This is a genomic window from Saccharopolyspora indica, assembly GCF_027853965.1.
GTDB classification, from domain to species: Bacteria; Actinomycetota; Actinomycetes; order Mycobacteriales; family Pseudonocardiaceae; genus Saccharopolyspora; species Saccharopolyspora indica.
In genome coordinates, this window is sequence record NZ_JAQGLB010000008.1 from 233,317 (window position 1) to 250,329 (window position 17,013).

The 17,013-nt window shown below is 69.8% G+C and carries 17 protein-coding genes; 10 read left to right on the forward strand and 7 right to left on the reverse strand.

The features are described 5' to 3' along the window. Nucleotides 1–12: 12 nt before the first annotated feature. Nucleotides 13–774, reverse strand: a complete 762-nt coding sequence (locus tag OU416_RS19725) for an SDR family NAD(P)-dependent oxidoreductase (RefSeq protein WP_270928456.1) — start codon at nucleotides 772–774, stop codon at nucleotides 13–15. A 131-nt stretch (nucleotides 775–905) separates the two neighbouring features. Between OU416_RS19725 and OU416_RS19730 the strand changes: the two genes are divergently transcribed. The 8 genes from OU416_RS19730 (at nucleotide 906) to OU416_RS19765 (ending at nucleotide 9,128) form a co-directional block, all read left to right on the forward strand. Then, a complete protein-coding gene (locus OU416_RS19730) occupies nucleotides 906–1,493 on the forward strand; it encodes a TetR/AcrR family transcriptional regulator (protein ID WP_270928457.1) in 588 nt (195 codons plus the stop codon). A 192-nt stretch (nucleotides 1,494–1,685) separates the two neighbouring features. Continuing rightward, the gene (locus OU416_RS19735) at nucleotides 1,686–3,062 is read left to right on the forward strand and encodes an LVIVD repeat-containing protein (RefSeq protein WP_270928458.1); all 1,377 of its coding nucleotides are present in this window, start codon (nucleotides 1,686–1,688) and stop codon (nucleotides 3,060–3,062) included. Between the two features lie 59 nt (nucleotides 3,063–3,121). Next, nucleotides 3,122–3,688, forward strand: a complete 567-nt coding sequence (locus OU416_RS19740) for a DUF305 domain-containing protein (RefSeq protein ID WP_270928459.1) — start codon at nucleotides 3,122–3,124, stop codon at nucleotides 3,686–3,688. 68 nt (nucleotides 3,689–3,756) lie between these two features. Next, a complete protein-coding gene (locus OU416_RS19745) occupies nucleotides 3,757–4,113 on the forward strand; it encodes a hypothetical protein (protein WP_270928460.1) in 357 nt (118 codons plus the stop codon). A gap of 127 nt (nucleotides 4,114–4,240) precedes the next feature. After that, nucleotides 4,241–4,663: a hypothetical protein gene (locus OU416_RS19750; RefSeq protein WP_270928461.1), complete on the forward strand. Its 423-nt coding sequence runs from the start codon at nucleotides 4,241–4,243 to the stop codon at nucleotides 4,661–4,663. Between the two features lie 2 nt (nucleotides 4,664–4,665). Further along, nucleotides 4,666–7,206, forward strand: coding sequence for a DUF4132 domain-containing protein (locus tag OU416_RS19755; RefSeq protein ID WP_270928462.1), 2,541 nt, complete (start codon nucleotides 4,666–4,668; stop codon nucleotides 7,204–7,206). A gap of 72 nt (nucleotides 7,207–7,278) precedes the next feature. Then, a complete protein-coding gene (locus OU416_RS19760) occupies nucleotides 7,279–8,379 on the forward strand; it encodes a DUF4037 domain-containing protein (protein ID WP_270928463.1) in 1,101 nt (366 codons plus the stop codon). A 38-nt stretch (nucleotides 8,380–8,417) separates the two neighbouring features. Further along, nucleotides 8,418–9,128 (forward strand): MOSC domain-containing protein, encoded by a 711-nt coding sequence (locus OU416_RS19765; protein ID WP_270928464.1) that lies wholly within the window; start codon nucleotides 8,418–8,420, stop codon nucleotides 9,126–9,128. 59 nt (nucleotides 9,129–9,187) lie between these two features. Here the strand turns inward: OU416_RS19765 and OU416_RS19770 are convergent, their stop codons facing one another. The 4 genes from OU416_RS19770 to OU416_RS19785 form a co-directional block, all read right to left on the reverse strand. Continuing rightward, nucleotides 9,188–10,255 (reverse strand): hypothetical protein, encoded by a 1,068-nt coding sequence (locus OU416_RS19770; protein ID WP_270928465.1) that lies wholly within the window; start codon nucleotides 10,253–10,255, stop codon nucleotides 9,188–9,190. Nucleotides 10,256–10,455: 200 nt separating this feature from the next. Continuing rightward, nucleotides 10,456–10,617 carry a hypothetical protein gene (locus OU416_RS19775; protein WP_270928466.1) on the reverse strand — a complete coding sequence of 54 codons (162 nt, stop codon included), beginning with the start codon at nucleotides 10,615–10,617 and terminating at the stop codon, nucleotides 10,456–10,458. Between the two features lie 13 nt (nucleotides 10,618–10,630). Continuing rightward, nucleotides 10,631–11,899, reverse strand: a complete 1,269-nt coding sequence (locus OU416_RS19780; RefSeq protein ID WP_270928467.1) for an MFS transporter — start codon at nucleotides 11,897–11,899, stop codon at nucleotides 10,631–10,633. A gap of 88 nt (nucleotides 11,900–11,987) precedes the next feature. Beyond that, nucleotides 11,988–12,395, reverse strand: coding sequence for a GlcG/HbpS family heme-binding protein (locus OU416_RS19785; RefSeq protein WP_270928468.1), 408 nt, complete (start codon nucleotides 12,393–12,395; stop codon nucleotides 11,988–11,990). A gap of 126 nt (nucleotides 12,396–12,521) precedes the next feature. Between OU416_RS19785 and OU416_RS19790 the strand changes: the two genes are divergently transcribed. After that, nucleotides 12,522–13,289: an IclR family transcriptional regulator gene (locus OU416_RS19790; protein WP_270928469.1), complete on the forward strand. Its 768-nt coding sequence runs from the start codon at nucleotides 12,522–12,524 to the stop codon at nucleotides 13,287–13,289. 143 nt (nucleotides 13,290–13,432) lie between these two features. On the opposite strand, the gene OU416_RS19795 is transcribed toward OU416_RS19790, so the two are convergent. Continuing rightward, nucleotides 13,433–14,131, reverse strand: coding sequence for a response regulator (locus tag OU416_RS19795; RefSeq protein WP_270928470.1), 699 nt, complete (start codon nucleotides 14,129–14,131; stop codon nucleotides 13,433–13,435). Further along, nucleotides 14,095–15,249: a sensor histidine kinase gene (locus tag OU416_RS19800; protein ID WP_270928471.1), complete on the reverse strand. Its 1,155-nt coding sequence runs from the start codon at nucleotides 15,247–15,249 to the stop codon at nucleotides 14,095–14,097. Before OU416_RS19800 ends, OU416_RS19795 begins: the two co-directional genes overlap by 37 nt. Before the next feature lie 158 nt (nucleotides 15,250–15,407). Here OU416_RS19800 and OU416_RS19805 point away from each other — a divergent pair, with 158 nt between their 5' ends. After that, a complete protein-coding gene (locus tag OU416_RS19805) occupies nucleotides 15,408–16,940 on the forward strand; it encodes an alpha/beta hydrolase (RefSeq protein WP_270928472.1) in 1,533 nt (510 codons plus the stop codon). The last annotated feature ends 73 nt before the right edge of the window (nucleotides 16,941–17,013 follow it).

A 17,013-nucleotide genomic window follows, 5' to 3' on the forward strand; every position in this document is an offset into this window, starting at 1 on the left:
GGCCGGACTTCCTTACTGGGCCGTGATTCCGCCGTCGATGGCGAGGGCTGCTCCGGTGATGAACTTCGATTCGTCGCTGACGAGGAAGGCGACGAATGCCGCGATCTCCTCCGGCTGGGAGATTCGCTTGACCGGCAGCATGTTCTCCACCTGGGCGCGGCCTTCGGGGGTGGCGCCCATGGTCTGGGCGAACAGCGGCGTGTCCACTCCGCCGGTGACCAGGGCGTTCACCCGCACGCCGTGCTCTGCGTTCTCCAGGGCCGCGGCGCGGGTGAGCCCGACCACGCCGTGCTTGGCCGCCACGTACGGGGCGACCGTGGGGAGGCCGGTCACGCCGAGGTTGGAGGCGTTGTTGACGATCGCGCCGCCACCGGCCGCGAGGATCGCCGGGACCTGGTGCTTCAGGCCGTAGAAGACGCTGGTCAGGTTGACCTCGATGTCCGAGTGCCAGCCAGCGGCGTCGATGTCCTGCACCGGTCCGAAGGCGCTCATCCCGCCGACGTTGTTGAACGCGCCGTCCACCCGGCCGAACTCGGAGACCGCCGCGTCGACCACGCGGGCCACGTCGTCCTCGACGGTGACGTCGGCCGGCACGAACAACGCCCGGCCACCGGCCGCGCGGAGGTCTTCGGCGACCTGCTCGCCCAGGTCCTTGCGGCGGGCGGCCAGGACCACGGCGGCGCCCTCGGCGGTCAGCCGCTCGGCGACCGCCTTGCCCATCCCCGAGTTTCCACCGGTCACCACGATGACCTTCGACTGCAGGCGTGAACTCATCTGAACGTTCCTGTTCTGTTCGGGTGTGCCGCTACATCACACGACACGTGTCGTTTCCCGTCGAGGATCTTGCAGCACTCGAGGCGGATTCGTCAACACGGAACGTGTCGTGTCTTTGGTAGGGTGTCCCCATGGTCAACCCGCCGAACGAGCAGCGACGCAACGAGAAGAGCCGGCGGGCGATCCTGGACGCCTCGCTGGAGCTGTGCACGGAGAAGGGCTACGCGGCGGTGACGGTCGAGGGCATCGCCGCTCGTGCCGGGGTCAGCAAGAAGACGATCTACCGGTGGTGGCAGTCCAAGGGGGCCGTCATCCTGGAGGCGGTGGTCGACGCCGCCGATGCCAGCACGGACTTCCCCGACACCGGGGACATCGCCGCCGACCTGCACGCCCAGCTGACCCAGGTCGTCCGGCTCTTCGAGGACCCGCGCAGCGGCCGCCCGCTGCGGGCCCTGCTGCTGATCGAGAGCCACCAGGATCCGGGCCTGGCCGGGCAGATCCGGGAGCTCCTGGTGGATTCGCGCATCGCGACGTTCAACCAGCGGATGCGCCGGGCCCAGGACGAGGGGCAGATCGTCGCCGACGTCGACCTGGACGTGGTCCTGGACCAGTTCTACGGCCCGATCTACCACCGGCTCGTCCTCAACATGGACCTGCCGGACCACGACTACCTCGGCAAGATCGTCGACTACGTCCTGGCCGGGATCACCCAGGGCTGACGCGGCGGGACGTGCGGGCTCGTCGTTCTGCTCCGTGCGGCTCAGTCCGCACTACGGCGGTTGTTCGTCGTGGGTGGTCGTCCTGCGTAACCGGGGCTCTGCTCCCTGTTGGATCTCTTTCGCACGTGTCACGATCTCCGCCGGGAAATCCCAGGCAAGTCCTCAATCGGGGAGTTCAGGGAGGTTGACCGAATGCTGGAGTTACGTGGCCCGCGGCGATCCCGCAGGACGCTCGTGCTCGGCGTGGCCGCTGCGGTCGCGGGTCTGGCGCTGGTGGTGCCGTCCGCCGGGGCGCAGCCACCGGGCGACGACGTGCAGCACAGCGACAACGTCCAGCCGCTGGCCAACGTGCCGCGGCAGGGTCCGCTCGCCGAATCGACGCACACCGACCTGGCGTTCTTCAAGAACTACGCGTTCCAGGGCAGCTACGACGGTTTCACCGTCTACGACATCTCCGATCCGGCAGCACCGAAGACGGTTTCGCAGACGCACTGCCCGGGCGGGCAGGGCGACGTGTCGGTGAGCCCGGACGGCAGCCTGCTGTTCCTGTCGGTGGACTACGCGCGCACCGACGACACCTGCCAGAGCCAGCAGGGCTCCTACGAGGACCCGAACGCCTGGGAGGGCGTCCGGATCTTCGACATCAGCGACGTCGCGAACCCGCAGTACGTCAAGGGGATCAAGACCAGCTGCGGTTCGCACACCAACACCATGGTGCCGGGCAAGAAGCCCGGTGAGGTGTTCATCTACGTGTCGTCCTACAACCCGGACCCGGCGTTCCCGAACTGCCAGCCGCCGCACGACTCCATCTCCATCATCGGCGTGCCCCCGGGCAACCCGGCCAACGCGAAGGTGGTCGCCGAGCCGGTGCTGTTCCCCGACGGCGGCGCGGCGGGCACCGCGGGCTGCCACGACATCACGGTGTACCCGGAGCTCGACCTCGCCGGCGGCGCGTGCATGGGCGACGGGGTGCTGCTGGACATCGCCGACCCGGTCAAGCCGCAGGTGGTCGCCACCGTGCAGGACCCGAACTTCGCGTTCTACCACTCGGCGACGTTCACCAACGACGGCAAGAGCGTGCTGTTCACCGACGAACTCGGCGGCGGTGGTGCGCCGACCTGCAACGACGAGGTCGGGCCGACGCACGGCGCGAACGCGATCTACAACATCACCGGTGAGGGCGCCAAGCGCGGGCTGGAGTTCCAGAGCTACTTCAAGATCCCGCGCAACCAGGCCGACACCGAGAACTGCGTGGCGCACAACGGGAACCTGATCCCGATGCCGGGTCGCAACGTCTACGTGCAGTCCTGGTACCAGGGCGGGGTGTCGTTCTTCGACTTCACCGACACCACGGCGCCCGCCGAGATCGGCTACTTCGACCGCGGCCCGGTCGACGAGACCAACCTGGTCATGGGCGGTTCGTGGTCGGCGTATTACTACAACGGCCACGTCTACTCCAGCGACATCACGCGCGGCCTGGACGTCATGAAGGTCGCAGGCATGGACGAGGCCGACGAGGTGCGGCTCGACATCCTCAACCCGCAGACGCAGTACGCATACCCCGAATGATCCGTCTGCCGCCGGGCCGGGCTCCGGCCCGGCGGCCGGCCGTTCGGAAGGGACGGCAGATGATGTTCCCACGGAGACTCGCACTGCTGGTGGTGCTGCTGGCCGGTCTGCTCGGCGCGGGGACCGCGAGCGCGGCCGCGCAGGCGCGCAACGACGTCGACGTCGAGTTCACCGCCATGATGATCCCGCACCACTACCAGGCGATCCTGATGTCCGAGCTGGCCCCGGACCGCGCGGCGGAGCCCGCGCTGAAGTCGCTGGCGGACCGCATCCGCACCGAGCAGGGCCTGGAGATCAAGATGCTGCAGGGCTGGCAGGGCCGCAACGCCTTGCCGGTGACCGATGCGCCGACGGCGTACGAGGAGATGCTCGGCATGCCCGAGATGATCGAGCACATGGGCATGGCGACGCGGGAGGAGATGGCGCAGCTCGCGACGCTGTCCGGGCCCGACTTCGACCGGATGTTCCTGGACCTGATGATCCCGCACCACGAGGGCGCGGTCCGGATGCTGCAGGACGTGATCCTGCGCGGCAGCGACCAGGACCTGAACCAGATGGCCCAGGACATGATGTCCGGCCAGAAGGCCCAGCTCGCGATCATGCGGGAGATGCAGTCCACCGCGTGAGCGAACCGGACACCCCGGCCTCGGAGACCCACTAGGATTCGCGGGGGTTTTCGAGGCTGGAGGTGCGGATGGCCGGTTCGACGGAGCTCAGCGCGGTGCCGGGCGTGATTCCGTACGTCGACGACCACGACGGGGCTCGGCGGTTGCTCGTCCTGGAGATCCCCCTCGTCGGGAACTCGGCCAAGCGGGCCGCCCCGATCGCGAGCATCGACGGTCGCCAGTACGTCGTCACGTGGGGATCCGTTTCGTTCGAGGTTCCCGCCGATCGCAACGTGCACGTCAGCGTGCACCTGCTGAGCAGCGGCGGGCAGGACTACATGCAAACCCAGTTCGCCTCGGTCATCCTCCCGCCGGATGCGGGGCCGGTCCGGCTGATCGCCAGGATGTCCGCGTCCCAGGAGGGCACGATCGCGCAGTACCCCTGAGGGCAGCGCTGGTTCCGCGCGTCGATCGGAATGCCCGACCGGGGCCGCGGAGCGGTGTTCGGGCGCAGCACGTCGCGAACCGCCCGGCTGCGAGGCGGAACACCGTTCGGACTATAGGGTGACCGCCGTGATCGAGATCGAGGTGCGCGGCCGGAGGAACGGCAGGTCCGACGATGATCTGCCGACCGTGCTGGTCCGGCTCTCCGAGGAGCGGACCACAGCAGGGGAGTTGATCCGGCGCGCGGTCGAGGAGCAGATCCGGGAGCTGCGCGCCGACGCCGCGCGTTGCCGGCGAATCCTCGACCGCCAGTACCTCTCCGACGACGAGATCCGGGCGCAGGCCGCCACCGGTGCGATCCGGCCGCCCCGGCGGATGACGGCGGGCCCGGACGTGGCCGAGGAGGTCGCCAGGGCGCAACGGGCTTTCGCGCGTGGCACGTTCGTGGTCTTCGTCGGCGGACGGCAGGTCGTCGGCCTGGACCAGGAGATCACGCTTCTGATCGGAGAACCGGTCGTGTTCCTCCGGCTGGTCGCGCTGACGGGAGGCTGAACGTGGTGGTGCGAGACATCCCCGAGGACTACGTCGACCTCGTTCGCGAGCAGCGCGAGCTCTTGTGGCGGTTGGTCGACCAGGCTCGGGTCTTGGCGAAGGCCCAGGACCGAGCGGGTCTGCGGGCAACCGCGGAGGAGATCCTGCTCCGGATCGAGCGGGGCGATGACGAGGCGCTGGGCAACCTCGAACCGCACGTGGGCGACATCGTCGCGGAGCTCGACGAGCTCTACGACGCGAGCTTCCCGGTCGAGCGACCGGACGACGTCACCGGTCTGCTCGCCGCGCCGTGGCCGACAGCTCGCCGGAAAGCACTGCTGGCCGAGTTCCTCGGATGCGACGTCCGGCACCACCTGTCGTTGGACGAGGTGGCGGAGAAGGCCATCGCCGCCACCGACAGCCACCTGCTGAGGGTGCTCGTCTTCACGCCGCTCGGCACCCTGCGCCGGAAGACCGCGGCGCGGATTCTCGACGCGCTGCACCGGTCGGGCGCTCTGGACGCCGCTGTGGTCGAGCGGGCCTTCGCCGACGACCGCTACCTCGGCTACGCCGTCATCGGCCGATCACCCGCGGACGATGACGCGACCAGCTCGCCGCTCGCCTGCGCGGATGCGGTGCGGGACCACGCGGATGCGCTGACCTGGCGACTCGTCTCCGCGCCGACGCCCGCCGCCTGGCACGAGTTTCCCAAAGGGGTGCTGCCGCGCGGCCTGCGGTTCGTGCGGGCCGCGCTGGCCTGGCACGGTGACGCGCCGGTGGCCGATCACCTCGGGGCAGCCGAACTGACCGACGAGGAACGCGCCGATCTGCTCGACCTGCTGCGGGACCGGCCGGTGGAGGAGCAGCGCCAGGTATTCGAGTGGCGACTGGGCGTCGGTGACGCCGACGCGTTGTTACCGCTGTTCGGTCTGGAGAGCGCCGCGCCGTTGCTGCGCCTGATCTGCGCGATGCCGGTCGACGCGGTCACACGTCAAGACCGGGCCGTCATCCTCGGCGCGATCGAGGAGGCCGGTGCGGACGTCGCCCAGCGGCTGCTGGAGATCAAACCGAACGAGCTGGTTTCCGCCGTCATGGGTTGGAACCGCGCCGCGGTGCTGAAGCGCGTCAAGCACAACGCGCTGCAGGGCATCGCCGCGTTCGGGCTGCTGCCCCTCGCCCCGGACGAGACGGTCCTCGACCGCTACCTGGCGTTGCGCGAATCCGCGAAGAAGGGGGCCAAGCTCGGCCCCAACCGCAGGCACAGCCACGCCGCCGCGATCGAGGTCGCCCTCGATCACTTGGCGCAGGTCGCGGGTGTGCCGGACGCGAGCCGCCTCGAATGGGACTGCGAGGCGCGAATCGCCACCGAGACCCCGGTGGAAGCGGAGGCCGGGGACTACCGGATCGCGCTGCGGTTCGACGGAGCCGACCCGGCGCTGACGGTGAACCGCGGGAGCAAGGTGCTGAAGTCGGTACCTGCCGCCGTCCGCGCCGACCCCGGCTACCGGGAGCTGCGCGAGAACCAGGAGCGACTGCGGGACCAGGCTCGTCGGATGCGGACCGGGCTGGTGGAGCGGCTGGTCGCCACCGCAGGCGCACTGGCGCCCGACGAGCTGGCCCGGTTGCTGTCCCTGCCCGCCGGTGCGGCGATGCTGCCCGCGCTGCTCTGGAAGGACCGCAACGACGTGATCGGCCTGCTCGACCAGGTCGACACCACCGGCCCGATCACCGCGGTCCACCCGCTCGAACTGCACGAGCGGCAGGTGTTCGCCGACTGGCAGGCGGAGATCGTGCGACGTCGCCTCCAGCAGCCCGTCAAGCAGGTGTTCCGGGAGTTGTACGTGCTGACCCCGGCCGAACTCGAGGCGGGCGAGGTGTCGCGGCGGTTCGCCGGTCAGAAGGTCAGCGGCAAGGTGGCGGGCCAGCTGCTGTCCGGCAGGGGCTGGTCCACCCACGGCGAGCACGCCGACCACCAGGCGACCCGCGACGTCGGCGACGGCCTCACCGCCGCGTTGCGCTGCGAGTTCCACGGCCACTTCGGGATGGGGGACGTCCTCGTCGGCGACCTCCGCTTCCTGACCGGCGCCCACCACCGCGCCGGCGGCGCACCCGTACCGCTGGGCGACGTGCCGCCGGTGGTGTTCTCCGAAGTCATGCGAGACCTGGACCTGGTGGTGTCGGTCGCCGGAATCGAGCCGGACGCGGAGCTGTCCGAGGCGCAGGCGGCGAGTCGGGCGCAGCTGCTCGCCGCGCTCATCGCTGACCTGGGGCTGGCCCGGGTCACCGTCGAGGGGCGCGTGGCAGTGGTGCGCGGCACCCGTGCGACTTACCGGGTGCACCTGACCAGCGGCAGCATCCACGTCGAACCGGGCGGACACCTCTGCGTGGTGCCCGCTTCGTTCGGCGCCACGGCCCACCGGCGCCTGTTCCTGCCGTTCTCGGACGAGGACCGGATGACGAGCGTAGTTCTGAGCAAGGTGCTCCTGCTCGCCGAGGACGAGAAGATCAGCGACCCGTCGATCCTGTCCCAACTGGATTCCCTCACCGCCGAGCCGACCACCTAGGTCGACCGCGCCGAGCGGTGTCGGCCGAAAACCGGTCGCCGCGGTGGGCTCGGTTTGGGAGCATCGGCCAACGTGGTCGGTGATTTCATTCCTGGCGCGGAGCTCTCGCGGCGGTTCTACCTGGAAGCCGTGCTGCCGGTGCTGGAGCGGGAATTGCCGGGGCTCGTGCACTCGGCGGCGTTGATCGGCGGGGGTTCGGAGGTCCTCGGGTTCGACACCGAGCGGTCCACCGATCACAACTGGGGGCCTCGGGTCCAGCTTTTCTTGGAGGAGTGGGACTTCCGGGAGCACGGGGCTTCGATCTCGGAGCTGCTCGCCGAGCGGTTGCCTCGGGTCTTCTCGGGATTCCCCACGAACCTCGAGCCGGTCGGAGCCGACGGTGCGCGGCACATGCGGATGGGCAGCGGGCCGTTGCAGCACGGGGTCGTGGTCGCCGAGCTCGGAGGCTGGTTGACGCGGCACCTCGGGTTCGATCCGCTGGGCGAGGTCACCGACTTCGACTGGCTCGCCACGCCTGCCCAGACGCTTGCCGAGGTCACGCGCGGCGCTGTCTTCCACGACGGGCTGCGGCTGCTGAACCGGGTGCGGGAGCGGTTGGCGTGGTACCCGGACGATCTGTGGCGGTACCTGCTGGCGTGCCAGTGGCAGCGGATCAGCCAGGAGGAGGCGTTCACCGGGCGGTGCGGGGAGGTCGGGGACGAGGTCGGATCGGCTGTGGTGGCCGGTCGGCTGGTTCGCGACCTGATGCGGTTGTGCCTGCTCGTGAGGCGGCGGTATCCGCCGTACGGCAAGTGGCTCGGCAGCGCTTTCGCGCAGCTGCCCGTCGCGGCGGAGCTGACGCCGGTCTTCACCGCTGCGCTGGCCGCGACCGGCTGGCGGGATCGCGAGCACCACCTCGCCGCTGCCTGCGAAGCGGTCGCAGGCATGCACAACGAGCTCGGCCTCACCGAGGACGTCGATCCGCGCACTCGCCCGTACCACGAGCGGCCGTTCCAGGTGCTGCACGCCGAGCGCTTCGCGCACGCGCTGCGGGAGAGCATCAGCGACGATGCGGTGCGCGGATTGCCGCTGGTGGGCAGCGTCGATCAGTTCCTCGACAGCTCCGACGTGCTCTGCCACCACGAGCTACGCCGGGCCGCGGCCAAGGCCGTCCACGAACCGCAGCGGAGTTGAGCGCTCCGGTGGAAACGGCTGCTCGGTAGGCTTTTCGGGTGACAGTGGTCGTGGGTGTTGTCGAGCGGATCTGGCGGTATCCGGTCAAATCGACCGGTGGTGAGCCGCTGACCCAGGTGGACGTGGATGCGCGCGGACTGGTGGGCGACCGGCTCTTCGCGGTTCGCGATGCCGACGGCAAGTTCGGGTCGGGGAAGAACACCCGCCGCTTCCGCCGGATGCCCGGGCTGCTGGAACTGCGCTCTCGCTACGACGAGAACCGCGACCAGCCCGAACTGCTGGATCCGCGAGGAATCGCGGTTCCGGATCCCACCGCCTTCATCCGCGAATACCTGGGCCGCGATGACGTCGAAGTGGCGCGAGAGGGCGCTGTCTCGCACTTCGACCAGCTCCCGCTGAGCGTGCTGACCACCGCCACCCTCGACTGGGTCCGGTCAGCGGTTCCCGGAGTTCCCGTCGACGAGCGGCGCTTCCGCCCGAACCTGCTGGTGCGCACTCCGCCGGGTGTTCGGCCCTTCGTCGAGGACGAGTGGTTCGGGAGCGGAGCGGCGATCGGCGACGCGCTGCGCGTCGAGTTCGTGCGATCCAGCGAACGGTGCGTGATGACCAACGAAGCCCAGCAGGACCTGCCCCGCTCGCCGCTGGTGCTGCGCGCCATCGCCGAGGCCCACGACACCCGCCTGGACGCCCTGGCGACCATCGCCACCCCGGGCAAGGTGCAGGCAGGCGACCCCGTCACCCTGCTCTGAGACGTTCGCCGTCAGAATCACCCAGGCCTCGCCGACAACTGCGTGCGAGCGATACCGGCTCAGTTTCCGGCACTGGTGGTTGGTTGTCCGCTACTTCCGCCGGCGTGCGCGGTCTGACCGGTACCGCTGATCTCGGCTGTGATCTGTGGAACAAGGCCTTCGAAGACGTGCTTTAGCCGCTTCTTGGTCTCTTCGACGAAGTGGGCCTTGAGCGGGTCCACGCAATGCTCGACGACTGCCGGGTGCCGCGGTGGGGACTTGCACATCAGGACCGTCAATGTGCGCAGTGCGGGCAGCAGGACCTTGGCATCGCTGATCACGGTCAGCCCGAGCGCGTCGGTGAGTCGTTTCCAGACCTGCGTTGCGCAGGCAGTGATCACCTTCCGCTGAACTTCGGCGTAACCGTTCTCCTGGCGCGATCTCATGATCTGGTCGGTCACCATGCCGGGTACCGAGTCGAGAAGGCGGTTCGATTCCTCGATGGCCACCACCAGCCGCACGAGCAATTCGCACCAGAAGTGGTCCGCCATGGCCCGGCGAGTTCCGGGTTCGATTCGTCCGAGGTCCTTCTCAACCTCGCTGAGCACCTGCCCGAGCAAGTGGCCGAGGGCTTCGACCCGCTCAGCCTCCGAGACGGGGTTGCCGAGGGCGCGATCGGTACTCGCTGGGGTCGGTTCGGGAGCATCAGCGCGTTCTGCAGAGCTGTGCACCCGCTCCTCGAGGTCCGCGCGGCGGGAGGATTCGGCGTCGTCGGGAACAGAGCGTTCTTGTTGAATGATGTTCTTGCCGGTTGAGTCCGTGCCGGAGATGCGTGGCCGCTCCGCACGCTGGTCTTCCTGGTGGAGCTCTTTGACCAGATCAGAGCAGGCCGTGTCGATGGCCGCCCGCTTGTGCGGCAGAGTGGCTTTCGGCTTCTTCTGCTTCTTGGCTTGCTGTTTGGCGTACTCCTTCCGCCAGCGTTGGTCGGCAACCTGCTCGAGCTTGCGCAGATCTTCTGCCGTTCCTCGTCTGGCCAGGCAGAGCTTTCCGACCCAGCCGTGCTTCGTGCCCGCGCAGTGGTTGCACTCGCACCTCTCGCCAACGGCATTCGCGCAACTGGCCGGATGTTCTCCGTCCTGCGTCAACATTCCCCCCCAGGATTCTCGGCGATGTTGCGTCGGATGGTTCCGTCTGCGGGGTGCTGGTCGTACCGCTGCTTCGGCGAAATTCGAAGCGTGACAGCGAAAACGAGATTTATGACGAACTCCGAGTCCATTCGGGCGTTCTCAAGTTCTGATCAAGTACTTCGGTCACTCGAGGTATTGACGGTTGCGGCAGTCGTGGCGCATCAGGTGCGGACAGTGCTCCGTTGGATGGCAAGACCGCTGCCGGTGTTCTTCGCGATCCCACCGGTGGCGGAGTCGATTCGGTCGCACAGCGGCGTGGTCAGCTCTTCCGCGATCGAACTTCGGGCGTGGTGCCGGTTTCCGGGCCGCCAGTCGGTGATCATCGTGCCGGTCTCCTCACGGTTGAGGCGGCTGGCTAGGTGCTGGGTACGGGTGCAGTTCTGGTCGGCAGCCTCGTCTGCGCGGGGTGCGTACGTCCTGGCACTGGTCGTGCCGGGAGGTGCGCTTCGTGCCGCGTTGCCCGCCGACGGTGATGCCGACGGTCGCAGCGAGGGCCAGGAGGGTCAGCGAGGTGCCGATCCACGGAGTCGCGGTGACGTCCCACGTTTCGATCACGCGACCGCCGAGGAAGGACGCCGCGGAGATCCCGGCGTTGAAGGCGGCGATGTTCAAGCCGCTCGCGAGCTTGGCCGCGGACGGGCTGTGCTGTTCGGCCACGCGCACCGCGTGGGTCTGGACGGCGGGCGAGATGAGGAAGGCGAAAACTCCCCACACCGCGAGGTTCACGGCGACGGCGACCTGGTTGCTGCCGGTCAGCAGGAGCGCGGTGAGGGAGGCGCACAACCCGATCAGGGCCACGCGGATCGTGCGCACGGTGCCGGCGGAATCGGCCATCCGGCCGCCCAGCAGGTTTCCGGCCACGGTGGCGGCGCCGAAGAGGACGAGCAGCCAGGTCACCCCGGCCGTGCTGTACCCGGCGTGTTCGGTCAGCAGCGGTTCGAGGTAGGTGAAGACCGCGAAGCTGGCCCCGAAGCCGAGTCCGGTGACGACGTAGGTGAGCAGCAGCGGGCGCAGGCGCAGCAGCCGGAGTTGGGAGCGGAGGTCGGTGCGGTCGTCGTCGACGGTGGACGGGATCAGGGCGAGCACGGCGAGGGTGCCGGCAGCGCCGAGAGCGGCAACGGCGCCGAAAGTGGCGCGCCAGCCCAGGTGCGTGCCCAGCACGGTGCCGAGCGGGACGCCGAGGACCATCGCCGCGGTGAGGCCGAGGAACATCATCGAGATGGCCCGGGAGGCGCGATCGGCGGGCACGAGCGACGCGGCGACCGGAGCGCCGATGGCGAAGACCGTGCCGTGGGCGGTTCCCGCCGCGATGCGGCCCAGCAGCAGAACGGGGAAGGTCGGTGCCAGCGCCACCGCGATGTTTCCCGCGGTGAACAGGACCATCAGCCCGACCAGCACCCAGCGGGCGTCGAAGCGGGACAGCGCGCTGGTGGCGATCGGGGAGAACACGGTGATCGCCAGGGCGTAGGCGGTGACGAGCAGTCCCGCCGTGCCCAGGGAGACGTTGGTGGCGTCGGCCATGGCCGGAAGCAGGCCGACCAGGACGAATTCGCTGACGCCGATGGCGAAGGCGCTCAGGGTGAGCGCGCTCAAGCGCACGGGCATGACGCGGGACTCCTCTTGCGGTTGTCACGTGCGGGAGTGACCGGCTGGGCCGCTCCGGCGGACGCGGGGTGCGGTGCCAGCGCTCGAATCAGGCCAGGATCGCGGCTGCGGTGCGGGCGCCGGTCTGCGCGAGCTCCTCGTCGGCTGCGACGGTGGCGCCGGCGACTCCCACCGCTCCGATGGTGTTGCCGTCGGCGTCGCGCACGACGACTCCGCCGCCGAAGCTGATCAGGCCGCCGTTGGTGTGCTCCAGGGTGTAGATGGCCCCACCCGGGCGGGCCTCCTGCCCGAGTTCGGCGCTGTCGGTCCCGAACAGGGCGGCGGTGCGCGCCTTGCGCAGCGAAACCTCCGCGGGCCCGCGCTGTGCTCCGTCCATACGCACGAAGGCCACCGGGTGCGCGGCCTCGTCCACCACGGTGGCGCACACCGCGAATCCTCCTTCCGTCGCCGCGTCCTGTACTGCCGTCAAGATCTGCTGGGCGAGAGCGGATCGCATGTTTCCTCCATTGATGGATTTTTTGCCATATCTGTCGTTCAAATCCCGCTATGGGGAACGTGGAGAGATTAGCGTCCTTCGGCATCCTTGGAAAGAGGCTTCTTCGCGGGGGTAGAATTCGGCATCGTGGAACTCGATACGCAGTCCTCCCAGCCGTACAGTGCGGCGGACGCCGACGGCCCGCGGCGTGTGCAGTCGGTGACCCGAGCCTTCGCGATCCTCGAGGCGGTCGCCCAGCACCGCGACGGCGCGCGATTGAGCGAGATCGCCCAGGTCGTCGGCTTGTCCCGGAGCACGACCCACAACCTGCTCGCCACCCTCGAATCGCTCGGCTACCTCGACCAGCCCTCCCGCGGTGGTCGCTACGTGCTGACCGAGCAGCTCACCGAGCTCGCGCGGGGCGGCGACACCGGCGACGACGCGCTGCGCGGACTGCTGCACCCCACGCTGGAACGGCTGGCCGAAGAAAGTCGCGAGACGTGCTACCTGGCCGTCCCCACGCTGCACGACTTCCGCTACCTCGATGCCGTCGAGTCCAGCCAGCCGTTGAAGCTCGGTGTTTCGCCAGGTACCCGAGAGCCGTTGCTGGGAACCGCGATCGGTCACATCCTGCTGGGCTTTCGGCCGGGCACCGCAGAGCGCGTGGCGGCGCGGTACCCGCAGGAGTGGGACCGCCACAAGGAAGCCGTCGCGGTGGCGCGAGAGCAGGGCTACGCACTCGACGTGGAGGTGTACCGGCCGGATCTGTGCTGCGTCGCGGTGCCGGTGTCCCAAGGAGGCAGGGTTCGGGCAGCCGTCGGCATCGCCGGCCCGGCCGGACGGCTGCCCGAAGCTCGCCTCCACGAACTGGCGGCCCTCGCAGCCGGAGTCATCGCGGAACTCCGCCTCGCGTAATCCTGCACCAGGAACGAGTCAGAGCACTGCGGAGTGGGGACGAGCGCTGTGCCTAGCTGTTTGCGCCGAGCGCTGACCGCGCGCCAGGCTCAGCCACCACGAGCCGACGGCTGAAGCGTTCGGCGGCCCATCGAGCTGAGAGCTCAGCTGCTCTGCGGGTCGAGGCCTGCGTCGTGGACGAGGATGGCCACCTGGACCCGGTTGTTGAAGTCGAGCTTGGTCAGGATCGCCGAGACGTGGGTCTTCACCGTGGCCAGGCCGATGTGGTGGCGGGCCGCGATCTCCGAGTTGGACCGGCCCGCGCCGATCTCGATCGCCACGGCGCGCTCTCGTTCGGCCAGCGAGTCCAGCTTGCGGCGGGCGGCTTCTCGGCGAGTGTCCGCTGCGGACTCGGTGACGCGGTCGATGAGCCTGCGGGTCACTTCCGGGGAGAGGACCGGACGTCCCTCCGCTGCCTGGCGGATCGCGACCACGAGCTCCTCGGGCGGGGTGTCCTTGAGCAGGAATCCGGCCGCTCCGGCGCGCAGGGCGCGCAGCACGTGCTCGTCGGCGTCGAAGGTGGTGAGCACGACGACCTGCGGTGCTCGCGGGCGGCGGCGGATCGCTTCGGTCGCGGTGAGGCCGTCCGCGCCGGGCATCCGGATGTCCATCAGCACGACGTCCGGGGAGTGGCGCTCGGCCAGCTCCACCGCCTGCGCACCGTCTCCGGCTTCGGCGACCACTCGCAGGTCGGGGGCGCCGCGCAGCATCATGGTCAGGCCGAAGCGGACTATCGGGTCGTCGTCCACGACCAGCACGTCGACGGTCACACCGGCCACGGTAGCCGCATTCCGACCCGCCATTCGCCGGTACCGGTCGGTCCGTGTTCGAGGCTGCCGCCGACGAGCACGGCGCGTTCGGCCAGTCCGCGCAGACCTTCGCCGGAGCCGGTGGGTCGTGCGGACGGCCGTTCGTTGGTGATCTCGACGGCCAGGTGGTCGCCCGGCACGCCGGTGATCCGGATGGTGACCGCTGCGCCGGGTGCGTGCTTCCGGGCGTTGGTCAGGCATTCCTGCACGAGCCGGTAGAGCGTGCGGCCCGTCGTCGCGGGGACGTCTCGCTCGCCGGTCGTCGCCCCGGAGTCGTCGCGCAGCTCGACCGGAGTCCCGGCATGCGCTGCTTCGTCGATCAGCTCGGCGACGTCCTCGACCCTCGGCAGCGGCAGTTCGCCCACCGGGGCGCGCAGCACGCCGATCACCTCGCGCAGGTCTTGCAGGGCGCGGTGCGCGTTCTCGCGGACCACCTCGGAGGCGCGGGTGATCTCCTCCGGTGATGCGTCGCGGTAGTAGGTCAGCGCGCCCGCGTGGACGCTGAGCAGGGACAACCGGTGGCCGAGGACGTCGTGCATCTCCCGCGCGAGGGCCTCGCGGGCTTCGTGCTGGGAGCGCTCGGCCCGCAGCTGGGCCTCGACTTCGGCGGCGGCGGCGCGGTCGCGCAACGATGCGACGAGCTGCCGCCGACTGCGCAGGAGCAGGCCCCACACGACCACGCAGAGGACGACCGCGACCTGGAGCGCGAACAGCGTCATCCCCGGGGCGGTGGGCCACGAGGTGGTCGGGCCGGGGCGCAGCGCCAGGAAGATCTCGAACGGGAGCAGGTTGGCCGCGGTCACCACCGCGATGACCCTGGGCGTGCAGTGCACGGCCACCGTGACCAGCGCGACGAACCCGGCGAGCGTGACGGACATGGCGAAGGTGCTCAGCACGACCACGCCGGCGGCGATCACCAGCGGGAAGCGGCGGCGCCACCACAGCGCGAGGCAGCCGATCAGGCCAGCGACCAGATCCAGGTGCAACACCCAGCGGGGCTCCAGCGGAGAGGCTTCCCACCAGCTCATCGCCGTGAACAGGCCGACCAGGAGCGCGAGCGCGATCAGCCCGCCGTCGATCGCTGCTCGTCGCCTGCCCGCCGCGTCGTTCACCGTGGCGAGCTTAGGCAGTACTCCGCGCCATCGCCTCCACCTGAGGAACCGCGCTGCTCCGACTTCGGTCGGGCAACCCGGGTCTTTCGATCGATCCGCGCCACCGGGTGGCTTCCCTACCGTCCCCGGCAGTGCTCGCGACATCCTTAGGAGACAACGTGTTTCGTGTTCGTGCGACGCTCATCGCCCTGGGGGTGGTGTCGCTCGCCCTGACCGGCTGCGCCGCTCCGGCGGAGTCGAGACCGAGCCCCGACCTGGCGGAGTTCTACGGCCAGCAGATCACCTTCGAGCCGTGCGCGCCCTACGCGACGACAGCGGTGGACGAGAAGCTCTTCGCCGACACCCGTTTCGAGTGCGCGCGGGTGCAGGTCCCGCTGGATTACACCGATCCGGACGGCCCGCGGGGCGAGGTCGCCCTGCTGCGGCTGCCCGCGCGCGGCGAGAAGATCGGATCGCTGCTGGTCAACCCGGGCGGTCCGGGTGGGTCGGGGATGAGCTTCACCGCGCAGCTGGCGCCGCTGTGGACAGCGGGACCGGTGAACGAGCGGTTCGACGTGATCGGATTCGACCCGCGGGGCGTGGGTGCGTCCACGCCGCAGGCCAACTGCTTCACCGATGCCGAGAAGGACCGCGGCGAGGACTTCGGCGGCCAACTCGTGCCCGACGTTCCCGACGCGCAGGCGGCCCGGGAGGTGGCGCGGCGCTGCGCCGAGGGCTCCGGTGGGCCGCAGGCGCTGGCCAGCTTCGGCACCACGAACGTCGTGCGGGACATGGACGTGCTGCGCTCGGTGCTCGGCGACGAGAAGCTGTCCTACATGGGGTGGAGCTACGGGACCCAGCTCGGCGCGATGTACGCCGAGGCGTTCCCGCAGAACGTGCGCGCGCTGGCGCTCGACGGCGCGTTCGACCCCGACCTCACCTCGGCGGAGTTCAACATCGCGCAGATGGCGGGCATCCAGCAGACCTTCGACCGGTACGCCGCAGACTGCGCCACCAGCGCCGATTGCCCGCTCGGCACCGACCCGACCCGGGCGACCGAGGCGTTCCAGGACCTCGTGCGGCCCCTGCTGCAGAACCCGGCACCCACCGCGGACGGGCGCGGTCTGACCTACGACGCCGCCATGACCGCGGTGACGAGCGCCCTGTACTCCTCGTCGCTGTGGCCGAAGGCCACCGAAGGACTCGCCGAGCTGGCCGCCGGACGCGGTGACCTCCTGCTGGCGCAGCGCGACATCTCCGCCGGGCGCGGGCCCGACGGCCGGTACAGCAACTCCGGCGACGCGGTCTACGCGATCCGGTGCATGGACGCACCGCGCCGCACCCCCGCCGAGCAGGCCGAGTTCGCCCGGCAGGTCAACGCCGCCGTCCCGTTCGCGGATCCCGGCCTGCCGGTGCCGCAATCGCACCACGAGTGCGAGGCCTGGCCCGAGCCGCCGACCATGCCGCAGCCGTGGATCACCGGCCCGGTCGACGTGCCGCCGACCCTGACGGTCTCCATCACCGGCGACCCGGCCACCCCGTACCAGGGCGGCGTCAACCTGGCCCGCGTGCTGGGCGGCAGCCTGCTGACGGTGAACGGCTCCCAGCACGGCATCGCGCTGCTGGGCCAGAGCGAGTGCGTCGACGACATCGTCGCCGGCTACCTGATCGACCTGCGAACACCACCCGAAGGCGTCCGCTGCGACGCATGACCCGGTCCTGGGCGGCGATGGTCGCGAAAAGCGCTGTCGCCGCTCACGGGGTGCTGAACGGGGCGAACTTGCC